General features: G+C 67.6%; 12 protein-coding genes and 1 pseudogene. 10 read left to right on the top strand and 3 right to left on the bottom strand.

The window, feature by feature from the left end:
* Positions 1 to 265 precede the first annotated feature (265 nt).
* A complete protein-coding gene (locus OG510_RS00475) occupies positions 266 to 646 on the top strand; it encodes a RidA family protein (protein WP_406134599.1) in 381 nt (126 codons plus the stop codon).
* Between the two features lie 508 nt (positions 647 to 1,154).
* On the opposite strand, the gene OG510_RS00470 is transcribed toward OG510_RS00475, so the two are convergent.
* Positions 1,155 to 1,286: a hypothetical protein gene (locus tag OG510_RS00470; protein WP_406134598.1), complete on the bottom strand. Its 132-nt coding sequence runs from the start codon at positions 1,284 to 1,286 to the stop codon at positions 1,155 to 1,157.
* Between the two features lie 644 nt (positions 1,287 to 1,930).
* Here OG510_RS00470 and OG510_RS00465 point away from each other — a divergent pair.
* The 7 genes and pseudogenes from OG510_RS00465 to OG510_RS00435 all read left to right on the top strand — a co-directional run bounded on the left by OG510_RS00465 (position 1,931) and on the right by OG510_RS00435 (position 9,380).
* Positions 1,931 to 3,580, top strand: coding sequence for a helix-turn-helix domain-containing protein (locus OG510_RS00465; RefSeq protein ID WP_406134597.1), 1,650 nt, complete (start codon positions 1,931 to 1,933; stop codon positions 3,578 to 3,580).
* A 410-nt stretch (positions 3,581 to 3,990) separates the two neighbouring features.
* Positions 3,991 to 5,364, top strand: a complete 1,374-nt coding sequence (locus OG510_RS00460; protein WP_406134596.1) for a helix-turn-helix domain-containing protein — start codon at positions 3,991 to 3,993, stop codon at positions 5,362 to 5,364.
* A gap of 3 nt (positions 5,365 to 5,367) precedes the next feature.
* Positions 5,368 to 5,958 (top strand): hypothetical protein, encoded by a 591-nt coding sequence (locus OG510_RS00455; RefSeq protein WP_406134595.1) that lies wholly within the window; start codon positions 5,368 to 5,370, stop codon positions 5,956 to 5,958.
* Between the two features lie 495 nt (positions 5,959 to 6,453).
* A complete protein-coding gene (locus tag OG510_RS00450) occupies positions 6,454 to 6,807 on the top strand; it encodes a beta/gamma crystallin domain-containing protein (RefSeq protein ID WP_406134594.1) in 354 nt (117 codons plus the stop codon).
* 266 nt (positions 6,808 to 7,073) lie between these two features.
* Positions 7,074 to 8,045, top strand: a pseudogene (gene tuf / locus OG510_RS00445) (elongation factor Tu); the annotation flags it as partial.
* A 527-nt stretch (positions 8,046 to 8,572) separates the two neighbouring features.
* Positions 8,573 to 9,097 carry a VOC family protein gene (locus OG510_RS00440; RefSeq protein WP_406134593.1) on the top strand — a complete coding sequence of 175 codons (525 nt, stop codon included), beginning with the start codon at positions 8,573 to 8,575 and terminating at the stop codon, positions 9,095 to 9,097.
* 112 nt (positions 9,098 to 9,209) lie between these two features.
* Positions 9,210 to 9,380 (top strand): hypothetical protein, encoded by a 171-nt coding sequence (locus tag OG510_RS00435; protein ID WP_406134592.1) that lies wholly within the window; start codon positions 9,210 to 9,212, stop codon positions 9,378 to 9,380.
* A 424-nt stretch (positions 9,381 to 9,804) separates the two neighbouring features.
* Here the strand turns inward: OG510_RS00435 and OG510_RS00430 are convergent, their stop codons facing one another.
* Positions 9,805 to 10,722: an alpha/beta fold hydrolase gene (locus OG510_RS00430; RefSeq protein ID WP_406134591.1), complete on the bottom strand. Its 918-nt coding sequence runs from the start codon at positions 10,720 to 10,722 to the stop codon at positions 9,805 to 9,807.
* Between the two features lie 113 nt (positions 10,723 to 10,835).
* On the opposite strand from OG510_RS00430, the gene OG510_RS00425 reads away from it, so the two are divergent.
* The gene (locus OG510_RS00425; RefSeq protein WP_406134590.1) at positions 10,836 to 11,471 is read left to right on the top strand and encodes a TetR/AcrR family transcriptional regulator; all 636 of its coding nucleotides are present in this window, start codon (positions 10,836 to 10,838) and stop codon (positions 11,469 to 11,471) included.
* Between the two features lie 164 nt (positions 11,472 to 11,635).
* Here OG510_RS00425 and OG510_RS00420 read toward each other — a convergent pair whose 3' ends face one another.
* Positions 11,636 to 12,367: an SDR family oxidoreductase gene (locus tag OG510_RS00420; RefSeq protein WP_406134589.1), complete on the bottom strand. Its 732-nt coding sequence runs from the start codon at positions 12,365 to 12,367 to the stop codon at positions 11,636 to 11,638.
* 129 nt (positions 12,368 to 12,496) lie between these two features.
* On the opposite strand from OG510_RS00420, the gene OG510_RS00415 reads away from it, so the two are divergent.
* On the top strand, positions 12,497 to 13,087 hold the full coding sequence (locus OG510_RS00415) for a TetR/AcrR family transcriptional regulator (protein ID WP_406134588.1): 591 nt from the start codon (positions 12,497 to 12,499) through the stop codon (positions 13,085 to 13,087).
* Positions 13,088 to 13,506 lie beyond the last annotated feature (419 nt).

Below are 13,506 nucleotides of genomic sequence, written 5' to 3'. Positions count from 1 at the left end.
CCGGACCGCCAGAGCGACGGTCGGACAACCCGCATCACTGGCCACTGGGTGAAACCCGGTCATGAGACGTGCAGTGGTCCGAACCCACCCGGTTCACAGTGCTGGTGGCCACGCCGGACACGGCATCTGCCCAACAACGCATCGCCCTGACCCCCCAACGTCAACGCCGACGGGCGTCGGACCGGCGAGACGATCGCACCCAACTGGCCGCGTGATACCGCGTGATACCGCGCGGAGCTCGACGACATCGCGAAGAAGGAGCCGAATGATCAGCCGCAACCCCCAGAACGTGCACGCTCCGGTCGCGGACTACGCCCATCAGATCGAAGTGAGCGCACCCGGCCGCTGGCTCGTACTCTCGGGACAGATCGGGATGCGACAGGACGGCAGCGTGCCACCGGACCCCATCGAACAGATCGACGTAGCCCTGGAGAACCTCCGGAGCAACCTCGACGCCGCCGGCATGGTGGTGAGCGACCTGGTGAAGCTGACCTTCTACCTGGTCGGCGACATGGACCCGGCGGCACGGCGCGCCACCGTCGCTCAATTCCTCGGCGGCCATTTGCCCACAACCACGCTCCTCTACGTCAGCGCCCTGGCCGCCCCGGCACTGCGTGTCGAGGTCGACGCGTGGGCGTTTCAGTGACATCCGCAACGAGTTCAGCTGTACTCCGGCGGCGTTCCTGGCCTGTTTTTTGCGGAATCGCAACCGTATGCCTCGGGGTTGGAATGCTCGCGGCGGTGCTTAAAGTGAGCTCACTGGTCGATCACTTCAAAGGCTCTAGCGACAAGGCGGAGCGCAAGATCAATAATTGGCTGCACTCCACACGCGCGGTGCACGAACAAAATGCTGCCGCGCCGCAGGTCCGCTGGACGCGTTGCCGGAGTGCTGACGCCTCTCTCGTCCTGTGCGCTGCTGTATCGGGTGCAGGCGCTGTCTGGATGGTGCTCAGCGGCAGTTGACAGCCTTAACCGCCTGATCGCGACGGTTCGGAAGGCGTTGGACTCGTCGTGGCCGGAGCCTCGTAAGAAGCTGCCGCCCCGAGCCGCGACCTTGGACCCGTATCTGCCCGAAAAGCAGCCGGTACCTCGACCTCGAAATGGCTCGCCGGATAACTGGCGAGCCATCACGAACGAGTCGAAGCAGGAATCGACTAGGAACAGGTTCCGTAGTTTTGATGCTGCACGCGAGCGGTGTACTGGTCGCTCACCTTGACCCACACCCGGTCCTTGTGCGAGCGGTTGTACCAGCGGTAGTAGCGGTGGTAGAAGCTGGTGAACTCCACCTTGTAGCACCACCCGGCATCGACACGGAATGTGTCCCAGTCCTGGTTCTTGGGCGTCCCCTGCCCCGAATATATCCACTTGAATTTTTGAGGTACTTTCTTGCTGCCCGCCTTTGAGCTGCACTTCGGGGTCGAGTCCGTCCAGTCCCCGTTACCGCCGCCCCCGCACCAGTTCCGGGCCACGTAGACGGGTCCCGGAGTCTCATCCACCGTCCTGGAACACCCGAGAACGGTGCAACTGGCGTCCGCGTGAGCCGATGGCGCCGCGGCGAGCGAAAAACCCAGCAGCGTGGCCAAGAATATCGCGGCCGGAACAGCCTTCTGCTGCCTGCGGAGATCAAGGACTGATCGCATTTTCTCCCCTGTCCACTGTGATGGCGTTCTGAACGGGCACAGCGCTTCCAGTTTGGTTTTCCTGCCTTCGGATCACGTGCTCAGGCAGCGAGTCAGCAGGAACCGCCGCATGTCAGAGCCGCGGGCCACGGTCGCCGCGGGCCACGGCACATCGAGCGTGCCGGGCGGTGCAACTGCGCGGCAAGGCTTCGGCGTCCCTGGCAGGGGAAGGGATGAAACGAGGCCTCTGACCTGCTCCGACGGGGCGGCCTGGGACGCCGGAGTGGGGATGCGTATCGGGGAGTTGGGGAATGTCCGATCTGGCGGGACGCCTGCATGAGCTGAAGCAACGCAGTGGTAGCAGCTACGCCGAACTTGCCGTTCGATGCGGAATCAGTACCTCCACCCTGCACCGCTACTGCCGGGGCCAAGTCCTGCCGGACAGCTACGGGATGGTCGAGCGCATCGCCCGGACCTGTGGAGCCGAACGGGCCGAGCTCTACCAGCTGTGGGAACAAGCCGACGCCGCCCGGGCCGGAGCAGCCGCTGAATCCGTCCCCGCCCCTCACGATGCCGGCGAGGCACCCGCCCCGGCCCCGATACCCGTGCGGGACGCGGGTGTTCCGTGGTTTCCCGGTCGGCGGTCCGGCCGGGTGCGGTGGTTCGCGTTCGTGAGCTGTCTCCTGCTCACCCTGGTTTTCGGGGCGACGGCGTCGTCTCCCGCCCGGCACCATGACGCGCGGGCGGTTCAGCGCGTATCGGGCCCGGCCTGGTCGCAGTACCCGTCCGCGGTGCCCTCTGTGTTCTACGGGGTGACGATGAACAACGGCAGCGGGGCGATGCCCACGTTCCGTGTGGGGGCGGTCCGGCTGTGGGACAGCGAGACCCGCTGGGCACAGGTCGAGCCCGCACGCGGCCGGTACGACTGGACTGTCCTGGACCGGCTGGTTAACGGGGCTGAGCACGCACACCTCCCGGTCCTGTACACGTTCGGAGCGACCCCGTCGTGGGCAGCCCCGGATGCGCCGCTGGGCCCGTACACCGACAGGTCACGTGTAGCCCCGCCTGACGACATCAACGACTGGGTCGACTTCGTCCGGAAGGTCGCCACCAAGTACGCGGGCAGGATCGGGGCATACGAACTATGGGCCCTCGCGCCTTCCCCGCATTTCTTCACCGGCGACGCCGCGACGCTCGCCCGCATGACCCAAAGGGCCGGCGCCGTGATCCGGCGGGCCGACCCGAAAGCAACGGTCGTGTGCCCCTCCATGGGAAATCTCTGGGAGCCGGCATCGCTTCGGTTCCTGCGCGACTTCGCGGCAGCCGGCGGCTACCAGGACTGTGACGTCGCCGGAGTGAAGCTTTCTCCCCGCAGCGACGGCGACCCTCCGGAAACCTTCATCCGCCTCGCCCAGACCATCGAAAAGACCTTCCACGAAGCCGGAGTACACCCCCGCCTGTGGAACACCGGAACCACCTACCGCATCCCTGAGGACCAGCCACTGGACCAGGCCGATGCCATCGCATACGCGGCGCGCTTCTATCTGGTCGGCATGTACCTGCGCTACGACCGCATGTACTTCTACAACTGGGGCGGCACGAAGATCCCGCTCGTCCTCCAGGCCGCCGGTGGTCAACCGACGGCCGCCGCCCGTGCGGTGGCCGTACTGCAGCACTGGCTTGCCGGGGCCCGCATCACGTCATGCGGCCACGGACAGCAGGACGGGCTGGCCGGCCCGATCTGGGAGTGCCGCTATCTCCTGGCCGCAGCAGACGGAAAGGCATCACTCCCGGCCGTCATCCGCTGGACGGAATCCGGAACCGCATCCATGCCCGTCGACCGCGGCGCACACACCGTCCAGTCCCTGGACGGCACCACAACCTCAGCCCCACACACCTTGCGCATCACCGGGCAACCCGTATTGATCACACTCTCCGAGGAAGCAGGAGACACTCCGTGATACGCGGGGACGGCCCCCTGCCCACATCGCACGACGGGCAGGACCTGTCCGGGCCACGGACGGCCTGCTCGTTGCTGCGACGGCACTCCTCGGAACGGATGTCTACGGCGTAGCCCTGGGCCTCGCGGTTCTGCGGCGCGGCCGTGCTGGTCGCTGGTGTCGTGCCGGCCCCGTTCGCCACCCGTCCCCGCACCACCAGCAGCCCGGCCAACGGCCAGTCGTACTTCGCGTACTTCGCGACCGCGGGGCCGGACGCCATCACCGGCGTCCTGGCAGCGGACCGGCACCCCGCCCGGCTCCAAGCGCTTCGCCGGGGCACGCTCAGGCCGAGCGGTTTTGTACGCACTCCGACTGCATGCCTAAGCCGCAGCGTGAATGCGGTATCCGCATGCGATAGGTACTGTGTGGGTATGCTGATGAGCACCGAGGAAACGCTGCGGGTGACAGTGGCCGCGATCGCGCACCGCACCGGTGAGCAGCAGTCCGTCCTGGCCGCCGCCCTGGGCCTGACGCAGAGTCAGATCAGCCGTAGGCAGCGCGGACAGGCCGCATGGACCCTGACGGACGTCGACCGCCTCGCCGAGCACTGGGGGATGCCCGTACTGGATCTGCTCGCCGGTCCCACGCACGCCATGACGAAGCTGCCCGCGGACCGCATCGCGGGCGGCGGCACACAGACGCTGATCCCGCTCGACGCCCGGGCCCCGGCGCCCCGGCGCACCCCGGCTCCGACCCCCGCCGCGGCCGAGGCCAAGGCGGCGCCGGCCCCGGAGCCGGCCGCACCACCTGCCCCGAAACGGGTGGCCGCACCACCGCCCCCGAGGCGGGTGGCAGCGCCCGCCGGCCCGCTCGCCGACCGTGTCCACGCCCGCGTACGGGCTGAACTGACCGCGCATGAAGGGGACTTGGAAGCGGCGCGGAACGCGCTCATCAAGTCGGCGGTCCCGGACGTGATGGCACTGTTCGCGGCCTCGCGGGTAGGCGGCCGCTACGAGCACTCCGAGTTCCCGCCCACCGCGGCGATCCTCACGAAGGCGCGACAGAGGGGCGCGGACCAGGTCTGGGAAGCCCGCCCGAAATGGCGCTCCGAGGAACTGCACCGCGCCGCACGCGGCGGCCACGTGACCCTCGAAGTGACCGCCCTGGACATGAACGCCGCCTACCTCAGTGCGCTGAAATCATGGCTGCCGATCGGCAAATTGGTGCACTCCGAAGGCGGGTATCACGACGCGAAGCGCTCCGGCATCCACCGGGTCACTCCGGCCGCCTGGGAACAGCCGGACCTGCCCTCACCACTCGGCGCACGCAAAGAACCCGGAGACCTGTGGGTCACCGAACCCACACTCCGCCTTCTGCTGCGCTGCGCGAAGCTCGGCTACTGCGACGCACCCGTCATCCACGAATCCTGGACATCCGGCGCCTCCGAAGGACTCCTGGAAAAGATGCGCCGCGCACTCGCCGAAGTACGCAAGGACGCCATTTCCAGGAATGACGAAGTGGCCCTGGAATACGTGAAATCCATGTATTCTAAGTTCGTGTCCACTATCGGCGAGAGCAGCGCGAACCGGGAGATCCGGCGACCCGACTGGATGCACATCATCCGCTCCCAGGCATTCGCGAACCTGTGGCTGAAAGCGCATAAAGCCCACACGTCAGGGCTGACGGTCGTTCAAATGTCAGGCACCGACGAACTGCATATCGCCGGAGACTGGAAAACGGTGTTCCCGGAAGGCCGAGACCTGACCCAGGTCAAAGCCAAAGCCATCTACACACTGGGGGAGTAGTCCGTGTCCGGCGGAGCAACCGACCTCTGGGGCCAATGGCAGAAACACGGCGCCCAGGGACTGAGCGGCGCCCAGGCACTCGCCACCGAGCTGGACCGCATCACCCGCGAAGGCGCCATCGCCTCACCCGTCACCACCAACCGCGGCCTCTTCGCCCGCCTGCGCTACCTCAACACCCGCCCCGGACGCCAAGTCCTCACCCAGCACGGCGTATCCACCCGCCTCCTGCGCTCCTGGCAGCGAGGAGCGCACCCCAGCCGCCCCAAGCTCGAAGCCGTCGACCGCGCCTACCAGGAACGCCGCAAGAACAACCTGGTGCGCTCGGGCACGCTCAAGCGGCTGCTGGACAACGAAGGCCGCGGCCGCCGTATCGAGATCTACCCCGTCGACCAGGCCACCGTCCCCGAGCAGTACCGCCGGGCGAACCTCAGCGAGCGCTCCGTGCAGGCGCGTTACGTCTGGGACGACATGGTCGACGCCTGGGGCAAGGGCGACATGGGCACCCTGGACGAGATCTGGGACGACATCATCACCGACCTCGACTCCGACTACGCCGCATACGCCTACGTCGGAGCCATCGGAATCGGCGCCTGACGACCACACCGGTCTTACCCGTCAGAAAGCGCCCTCCGCCCCGCCATGAGTGTTCCGGACGGCCGCACGGGATGGTCTGCCCCGAGTGAGCCAAGGGCTGCGGCTGCGCGTACGGCCGCACCGCTCGCGGAGATGCGGGCCGCGACCGGCGGCCAGGGAAACGATTCGGGAACGGCACCGCTGGCAGGGATCCGCTGCGATACGCAAGCGGAGAGTGTGCGCATTATGCGGATTATAAAACCACCGGCATTCGCAGATTTGGACATTCGAGGGATGGAAACCGGCCTCTGCGGCAACGCCGGCGGCCGTATGCGCCGTCCGTGCAGGACTCTCTGCCGAGTAAGTAAAAGATGAGGCAGAGATGGCTGATCTGCAGGGTGAATATCGCTGGCGTTGACCACCCCTGGCCTGGTTCCTGGCCTGGCCTCTGGCCTCCGGATCCAGGCGCACTGCGATGAAAAGCCCCTGGTCCGCCATCCAGAGCAAGGAGGATCTGTGATCTCACAGTTGAAGAAGGCCACACGTTCTGCGGCCGTGGCCCTCGCGGTGGCCGCCGCGTTCACCGTCACCATGCCGGCCAGCAACGCTTTCGCCATCGATAAGGTCGCCTGCCGCGGCGGTGAGAACTTCCTGAAGATCTGGTCGCACAGCGGCGGCACCCAGCGTGTCGACTGCTACGCGAACCGCGGGAAGACGTCCTTCGGCGGATGGTGGGTGGACAAGATCTCCACAGGGAACAACGACCTGATCTACTACGACAACAATGGCGACTCGGTGAAGGTCGACAGGTGGCATGAGATCTCCTTCCCGAATCGCCCGCCGAAGGTCAACGCAATCGAAATTCTGTGACGTCCTCACCAGGTGAGTCCGAAGAGCAGCCGTTCTCCTGGACTTCGAGCCGTGCGTAACGCCGGTTCGGCGGATATACGGTGCCGGTTCCCCCGGCCGTGAACCCGTTTCCGTATGGCTCGCCGAGCCGGCTGCGCCTTCGCGGTGTGGCCGGCGCCGGTACCCCGGCATCAGGTGGCTCCGTGACGCAAAGGACCGGCGGTGGCTGCGCGACCGGCGTGGTAGGCAACGGCTTGGGCGGACGTAAGGCCCGCCCCGTCGATGTCCACTACTCACACGTGGACTGCCCCGGCCACGCCGACTGCGTCAAGAACATGATCACCGGTGCGGCACGGCTGGACGCAGCGATCCTGGTCGTCGCCGCCACCGACGGCCCGATGCCGCAGACCCGGGAGCACCTTCTGCTGGCCCGCCAGGTCGGAGTGCCGCGCATCGTCGTCTTCCTCAACAAATGCGACTTGGTCGACGGCGAGGAGTTGGTCGAGCTGGTGGAGATGGAGGTCCGGGAGCTGCTCTCGCAGTACGGCTTCCCCGGTGACGACGTGCCGGTCATCCGCGGCTCCGCGCTCAAGGCCCTGGAGGGCGAGGCGGAGTGGGAGGCCAAGGTCCTTGAACTGGCAGGGGCCCTGGACACCTACGTACCCGAGCCGGAGCGGGCCATCGACAAGCCGTTCCTGATGCCGGTCGAGGACGTCTCCTCCATTCCTGGTGGTGGCGCCGTCGTCACCGGCCGCATCGAGCGCGGCGTCATCAGAACCGGAGAGGAGATCGAGATCGTCGGGATCAAGGACACGGTCAGGTCGGCCTGCGCCGGTGTCGAGATGTTCCGCAAGTCGCTGGACGAGGGGCGAGCCGGTGAGAACTGCGGGGTGCTCCTGCGCGGCATCAGCCGCGAGGACATCGAGCGGGGCCAGGTCCTGGCCAGTCCCGGCTCGGTCAAGCCGCACACACAGTTCGAGGCCGAGCTCTACATCCTGAGCAAGGAGGAAGGCGGCCGCCACACGCCCTTCTTCAAGGGCTACCGCCCGCGGTTCCACTTCCGCACCACGGACGTCACCGGTGCCATCGAGCTGCCCGAAGGCGTTGGAATGGTCATGCCCGGTGACACCATCAACATGGAAGTCACCCTGATCCACTCCATCGCCATGGAAGCCGGGCAGCGGTTCACCATCCGTGAGGGTGGCCGGACGGTGGGCGCCGGCGTAGTGGCCAAGGCCGGAGCGCGGCAGGAACCGTAGGCGCTCGTGCCCATCGGCACGTGATCTTCGGACGCTGTCTTCTGCGGGTCCCTCGCACGTGACGCCGCGGAACACCGAACCCCCGCTACCTCGATGCGCCCGTCACCCAACTCCGCGCCGAGGCCACCAGATCCGGGACGAGGACGCCGCCCGGCTCTCCCCGTTCGAGGAACGGCACATCGGGTGTTGCGGCGAGACGGATGACGGGCCCGGCCGGCCCTGGGCGTGGTGGCGTTGGGGGACCGATCTCCAGGGCGGGACGGGCAAGGGGCGCGGGCGCACCCGAGGCGGCCGTCCCCGACGGGTTCGATTCGAGGGCCTCCCGGAATCTCCGGCCGTTGTCCGGCCGGCTCTCGCACGGTGGGGGCCACCGGTCGGCCAGGCCAGGTGCCGCCCGGGTGCGGGACGGAGGCACGGCGGTCAGGGGCACTGGTGTGCTTCGCGCACATCGATGTGCCTTTTGTGAGGTCCCCAATACATCCCTACGGTGGGGCTACGCACTAATCGTAACCAAGCGTAGGAGTGACATGCCGGTCCAGCGTCTCAACCACGCCGTGCTCTACGTCCGCGATGTCGAACGCAGCGTCGCCTTCTACACCGACCTGCTGAACTTCCGCACCGTCTTCCGCCTCCACGCCGACGGCGGCAAGGTGCCCGAGGGCGCGTTCTTGCAGGCCGAGGGGTCGGCCAACGACCACGACTTGGCCTTCCTCCAGATCGAAGGCCCGGCTTCCCCGCAGAGCCCGGGCCGGCGCCCCGGACTCGCGCACCTGGCATGGGAGGTGAACACCCTGGCCGAACTCCAGCAGATCCGCGGCACGTTGCTGCAGAAAGGTGCACTGGCCTACGACACCGATCACGGCACCACCAAGTCGCTGTACGCCAACGACCCGGACGGCCTGGAGTTCGAAGTGTGCTGGCTGGTGCCCGCCGACAGGACGAACGAGGTGCACCCCGTGGCCTTCGCACCACTCGACCTGTACGCGGTCATCGCACAATTCGGTGCCGACCTCCCAGGCGGGATAGGAATCTCCGCTCCGGCCCGCCACTGAACCACCCGGCTGATCGTCGGTGTCTGGGTGGACGTGCTGTGCCCGTCAGCCCGATCCGGATGCCCCGACCGAGGCCGTCCCGACCCTGGAGTACCGGCGGCGAAGTATGGGGGTGGGCCAGACACAGGCGCGTGCGTTGGAGGAGGGCCTGCTCGTCTCTCTGGTCGCCCTGTTGGTCTCGCAGAGCTGCACCATCGGTCTGACCCCGGTCATCGACCCGCAGAGCGAGGCGTTGGCCCGCCCGCGGCTGTCCCGCGCAGACCAGAACTATGTACGCCGCTGACACCCTCGCCGCGGCGAACGCCACGCTGGTCGCTGCCCAGTCCCGCATCGAGCCGGCCCGGATGCGGGGCGGCGGCCTGCTCGCCTCCGCCGGCGGCCTGCCCAATGGAGAAGTGCCGACCGTTGGGTACGGGCCGCTGGAGGCATTGGCCTGCTGCAAGGTCAACTTGAAGCGGATCGAAACACATTGGCCGGACATGCTCCGGGTGGCCGGGCCGCTCATCACCCACCAGGGCCGGGTGCGGGCGGATCGGCAAGACTTTGAACCTGCTCGCCTTGGTCGACCCGATGGACGACACTTGTCGCCGTCTGATGAACCGGCAGCTCACCGTGCAGGAATCCCCAGCTCGCCCGCGCGATCCGCCAGGGCGGCCGGGGCCAGATCCGTCAGGCGTACCGCTAGGGGCAGGAGGACCAACTCGCTGTCAGTCGGTGGAGTCCATGAAGCCCAGTATCCGGCGGTTGATCTCGTCCGCGTGGTCGATCTGGGGTCCGTGGCCGGTGTCGGAGATGATTTCGGCTCGGGCACTCGGTATGAGGCGCGGGACGCGCTCGACTTGCCTGTGCGGGTGCAGAAGGAGGCTTCGCCTGCCGAGTGCCAGGTAGAGCGGGGTGCGGATGGTGGAGAGCTCGCCCTCGGACAGAGGCAGCGGGGCGGGACGTCGTATGCGGAATGCGCGAACGCCCAGCCTGATCATGGTGCGCAGCTCCGGCACGACCAGGACCGGCTGTTCCAGCCACGCCGCCAATCGTGGGCGCAGCGCCTTGGGTGCGAAGGTCGCGAACAGGCTGGCGAAAATCCAGACGAAGAAACGCAGACCGACTTTTTCCAGGCCGCCGGGGTCGAGGAGGGTGACCGAGGCGAGGCGGCCGGGCCTGCGGTGCGCTTGGTTCAGAGCGAGCCAACCGCCGTAGGAGGAGCCGAGCAGGTGCACGCGTTCGAGCCCAAGTCCGGCAAGCGTCTCGTCCAGCCACTGTGCGGCACGTTCGGGTTGATGGATGGGTGCGCGCTGGACGCTACGGCCGGGATCGCCCGGGGTGTCGATCGCGTAGACCGGGCGGGCGGTGCTGAGGGCTGGGGTGTTCGGGTACCACATGGCGGAGCAGGAGCCCGCTCCGTGCACCAGGACGATGGGGGTACGTGACTGGGCGGCCGGGTCCGTGGGGTCGTACTTGTAGACGTGCGTGGTGCCGAAGGAGGTCTCCACGTCCGTCTCCGCGTGAGCGAGTGCTCCCATCGCATAGACCGCGTCGCAGGCCGCGAAGTAGCGGTCGCGCCGGGTGTCACTCACATAACGGCCGACGTCGGCCTGGGTGCGGGTCTCGGTCCGGGACACGGCCACCTCCGGGTGTCGATTCTTGATGATACGAACGTATCACCTTGATAATACGGCTGTACCATCAAGGCGACGGGGGCGACCCCGGCCGGTGAAAGCGGCGAGCGGAGGAGCGGTCGATGCCCAAGCGGGTGGACCACGCAGTGCGGCGTGCCGAGATCGCCGAGGCGCTCCTTCGGGTGGCGGCGCGACGCGGGTTGCACGCGGTGGGTATGCGCGATGTGGCAGCGGAGGCGGGCGTCTCGCTGCGGCTGGTGCAGTACTACTTCGAGACCAAGGAGAAGCTGCTGCTCTACGGGCTGCAGCATCTGGCCGAGAGGTTCGGGGAGCGGGTCACCGCCCGTGTTCGGGCCGCCGGCCATGATCCGGGACCGCGTGCCGTGATCGAGGCGATGTTGATGGCGGCGTTGCCGATCGACGCGGAGAGCCGCGTCTTCCACCTCGTCTACACCTCGTACGCCGTTCTGTCCGTCACCGACAAGGTGCTCGCGGCCCAGCCCTTCATCACGAACCCTGATGCCGCCGAGAGCGCCCTCGTCGCTCTCCTCCGGGAGGCAGAGGATGGCGATCTCATCCGGCCCGAGGTGGACGCGGGTCTGGAAGCTGTCAGCCTGCTCGCCATGTCTGCAGGACTCGGCACCAGCATCCTTGTCGGCCAGCGCAGCCCCGAGTCGGCCGCAACGGTCATGAACCACCACCTCAACCGAATCTTCCGAGGCGACCTTGCCGACGCGGAGGCGCGGACGCAGGAGTGACGCCATTTCCCGGAACATCACCCGTGCCTGTTGGAGGCCCGTGGGTTCAGCCGAACTGAAGCTTGTTCAGAGGGAATTCGGGGGTCGGCCCGTGTGTGCCAGCTGGGGGTATCCTTGGGTTCGACAGGGATAGGTGTGTGGTGCGGCGTGGCTGCCGCGCAGGACTATCCCTGGGCGGTGGGGCGAACGACGATGTCACCTACATCGACACCGTCCGGCTGTTCGATGGCGAAGGCGATGGCGCGGGCCACCGCGTCCGGCGAAAGAGCGGTCTCCATCATCTTGTCGATCTGGTCCTTCACGGCCGGATCCATGCGCTCCGCGAAGTCCGTGCGGACGGCGCCGGGCGAGACGACGGTCACGCGCAGGCTGTCGCCGGCCTCCTGGCGCAGGCCCTCGGAGATGGTGCGCACGGCGTTCTTCGTGCCGGCGTACACCGACTGGAGCGGCACGATGCGCAGTCCGGCGGTGGACACGGTGTTGACGAAGTGTCCGAAGCCCTGCTCCCGGAAGACGGGAAGGGCTGCGGCGATCCCGTACAGGACCCCTTTGAGGTTGACGTCGATCATCTCCTCCCAGTCCTCGACGCGCAGGTCGTCCAGACGGGAGATCAGGCCGATCCCGGCATTGCTGACGAGGACGTCGAGCTTGCCGTATCGATCGCGTGCCAGCTTGACGAGGCCGGACAGGTCCGCGTGCCGCGTCACGTCCGTGCGGGCCCAGGCGGCTTCACCGCCGGCCTTCTCGATGCGGGCGGCCAGGGCCTCAAGACGCTCCGGACGGCGTGCCCCGAGGACGATCTTCGCGCCGCGCTCGGCGAGCAGCAGCGCGGTCGCCTCGCCGATGCCGCTGCCGGCGCCCGTGATCGCCACGACTTTGCCGTCGATTCCCGACATGATGGGCAGTCCTTCCGGTAGGGGAGTGGGGGCGGCCATGCCCTACAGTGAAAGTGGAGGCCCCGCCACTTCATCCACACTAAGTGGCGGCTCCTCCACTTAGCAAATGGAGACAGGGGAGAGCCACCGATGGCCCGGGACGCAGGACGCCCGCTGAGAGCTGACGCACAGCGGAACCGGGACAAGATCCTGGCCGCCGCGGTGCACGTGTTCACCGAGGAGGGACTGGACGCGCACTTCGAGCGCATCGCCAGAGAAGCGGGCGTGGGAACCGGCACCCTCTACCGCAACTTCCCGACCAGGGAAGCTCTGATCGAGGCGGCGTACCGCAACGAAGTGGCCCGGCTGTGCGACGCCGTCCCCGGCCTCCTCGCGGCGATGTCGCCGCCTGAGGCCCTGCGCGCCTGGACGCGCCGCTTCATCGACTACGCCACCGCCAAACTCGGCATGGCCGACGCCCTGCGAGCCGTCGTCACCTCGGGAACCAACCCCTACGCCGACAGCCACGAGATGATCCAGACCGCCCTCTCCTCCCTCATGGACGCCAATACCGCTGCCGGAACGATCCGCTCCGACATCAGCCCGACCGACATGTTCGCCGCCCTCGCCGGTATCGCCCTCACCTCGGCCAGGCCCGAGCACCGAGAGCGGGCCGAACGCCTCCTCGACCTCACCCTGGACGGACTGAGACCTACGCCGTCGCGGCCCTCCGAAAACTGACGGCAGAAGCCAGGACGTCATCGAAGCCACTGTTCAGCGGCCTGTTCCAGTGGTGCTCGCGCGGAGCCCGCGTAGCGCATCGCGGTCTTGTCGTCAAGCCCGGACACCACCTCGGCGACACCACCTCGGCGACACCACTTCGGCGAGGCGGAGCGGGCCGGGCCTACCGGCAGACGCACTGTGATGCGGTCGCCGCAGGCTTTGAGGGCGAGAACTGCCGGGGTGGCGGTCCGGGCGCTCTTACGGCCGCCGCCTTCGACGTGAACTCGGGTGGTGGCGGCGGGCCCACCACCGCGATGCACGGCACCTGCTACGCCGTGTCCGGTACTACACGGCGTCCGTGGCGACCTGTTGCCGGTGGACCGCTTCACCCTCAGCCGCTCAGCCGCGCCTGACCCGCCTGCGGGGCCGGTCCTCCG

This window comes from Streptomyces sp. NBC_01089, from assembly GCF_045162975.1.
GTDB lineage: Bacteria > Actinomycetota > Actinomycetes > Streptomycetales > Streptomycetaceae > Streptomyces.
The sequence above is the reverse complement of the archived record's forward strand: the minus strand, read 5'-3'. Positions and strand labels throughout refer to the sequence as shown.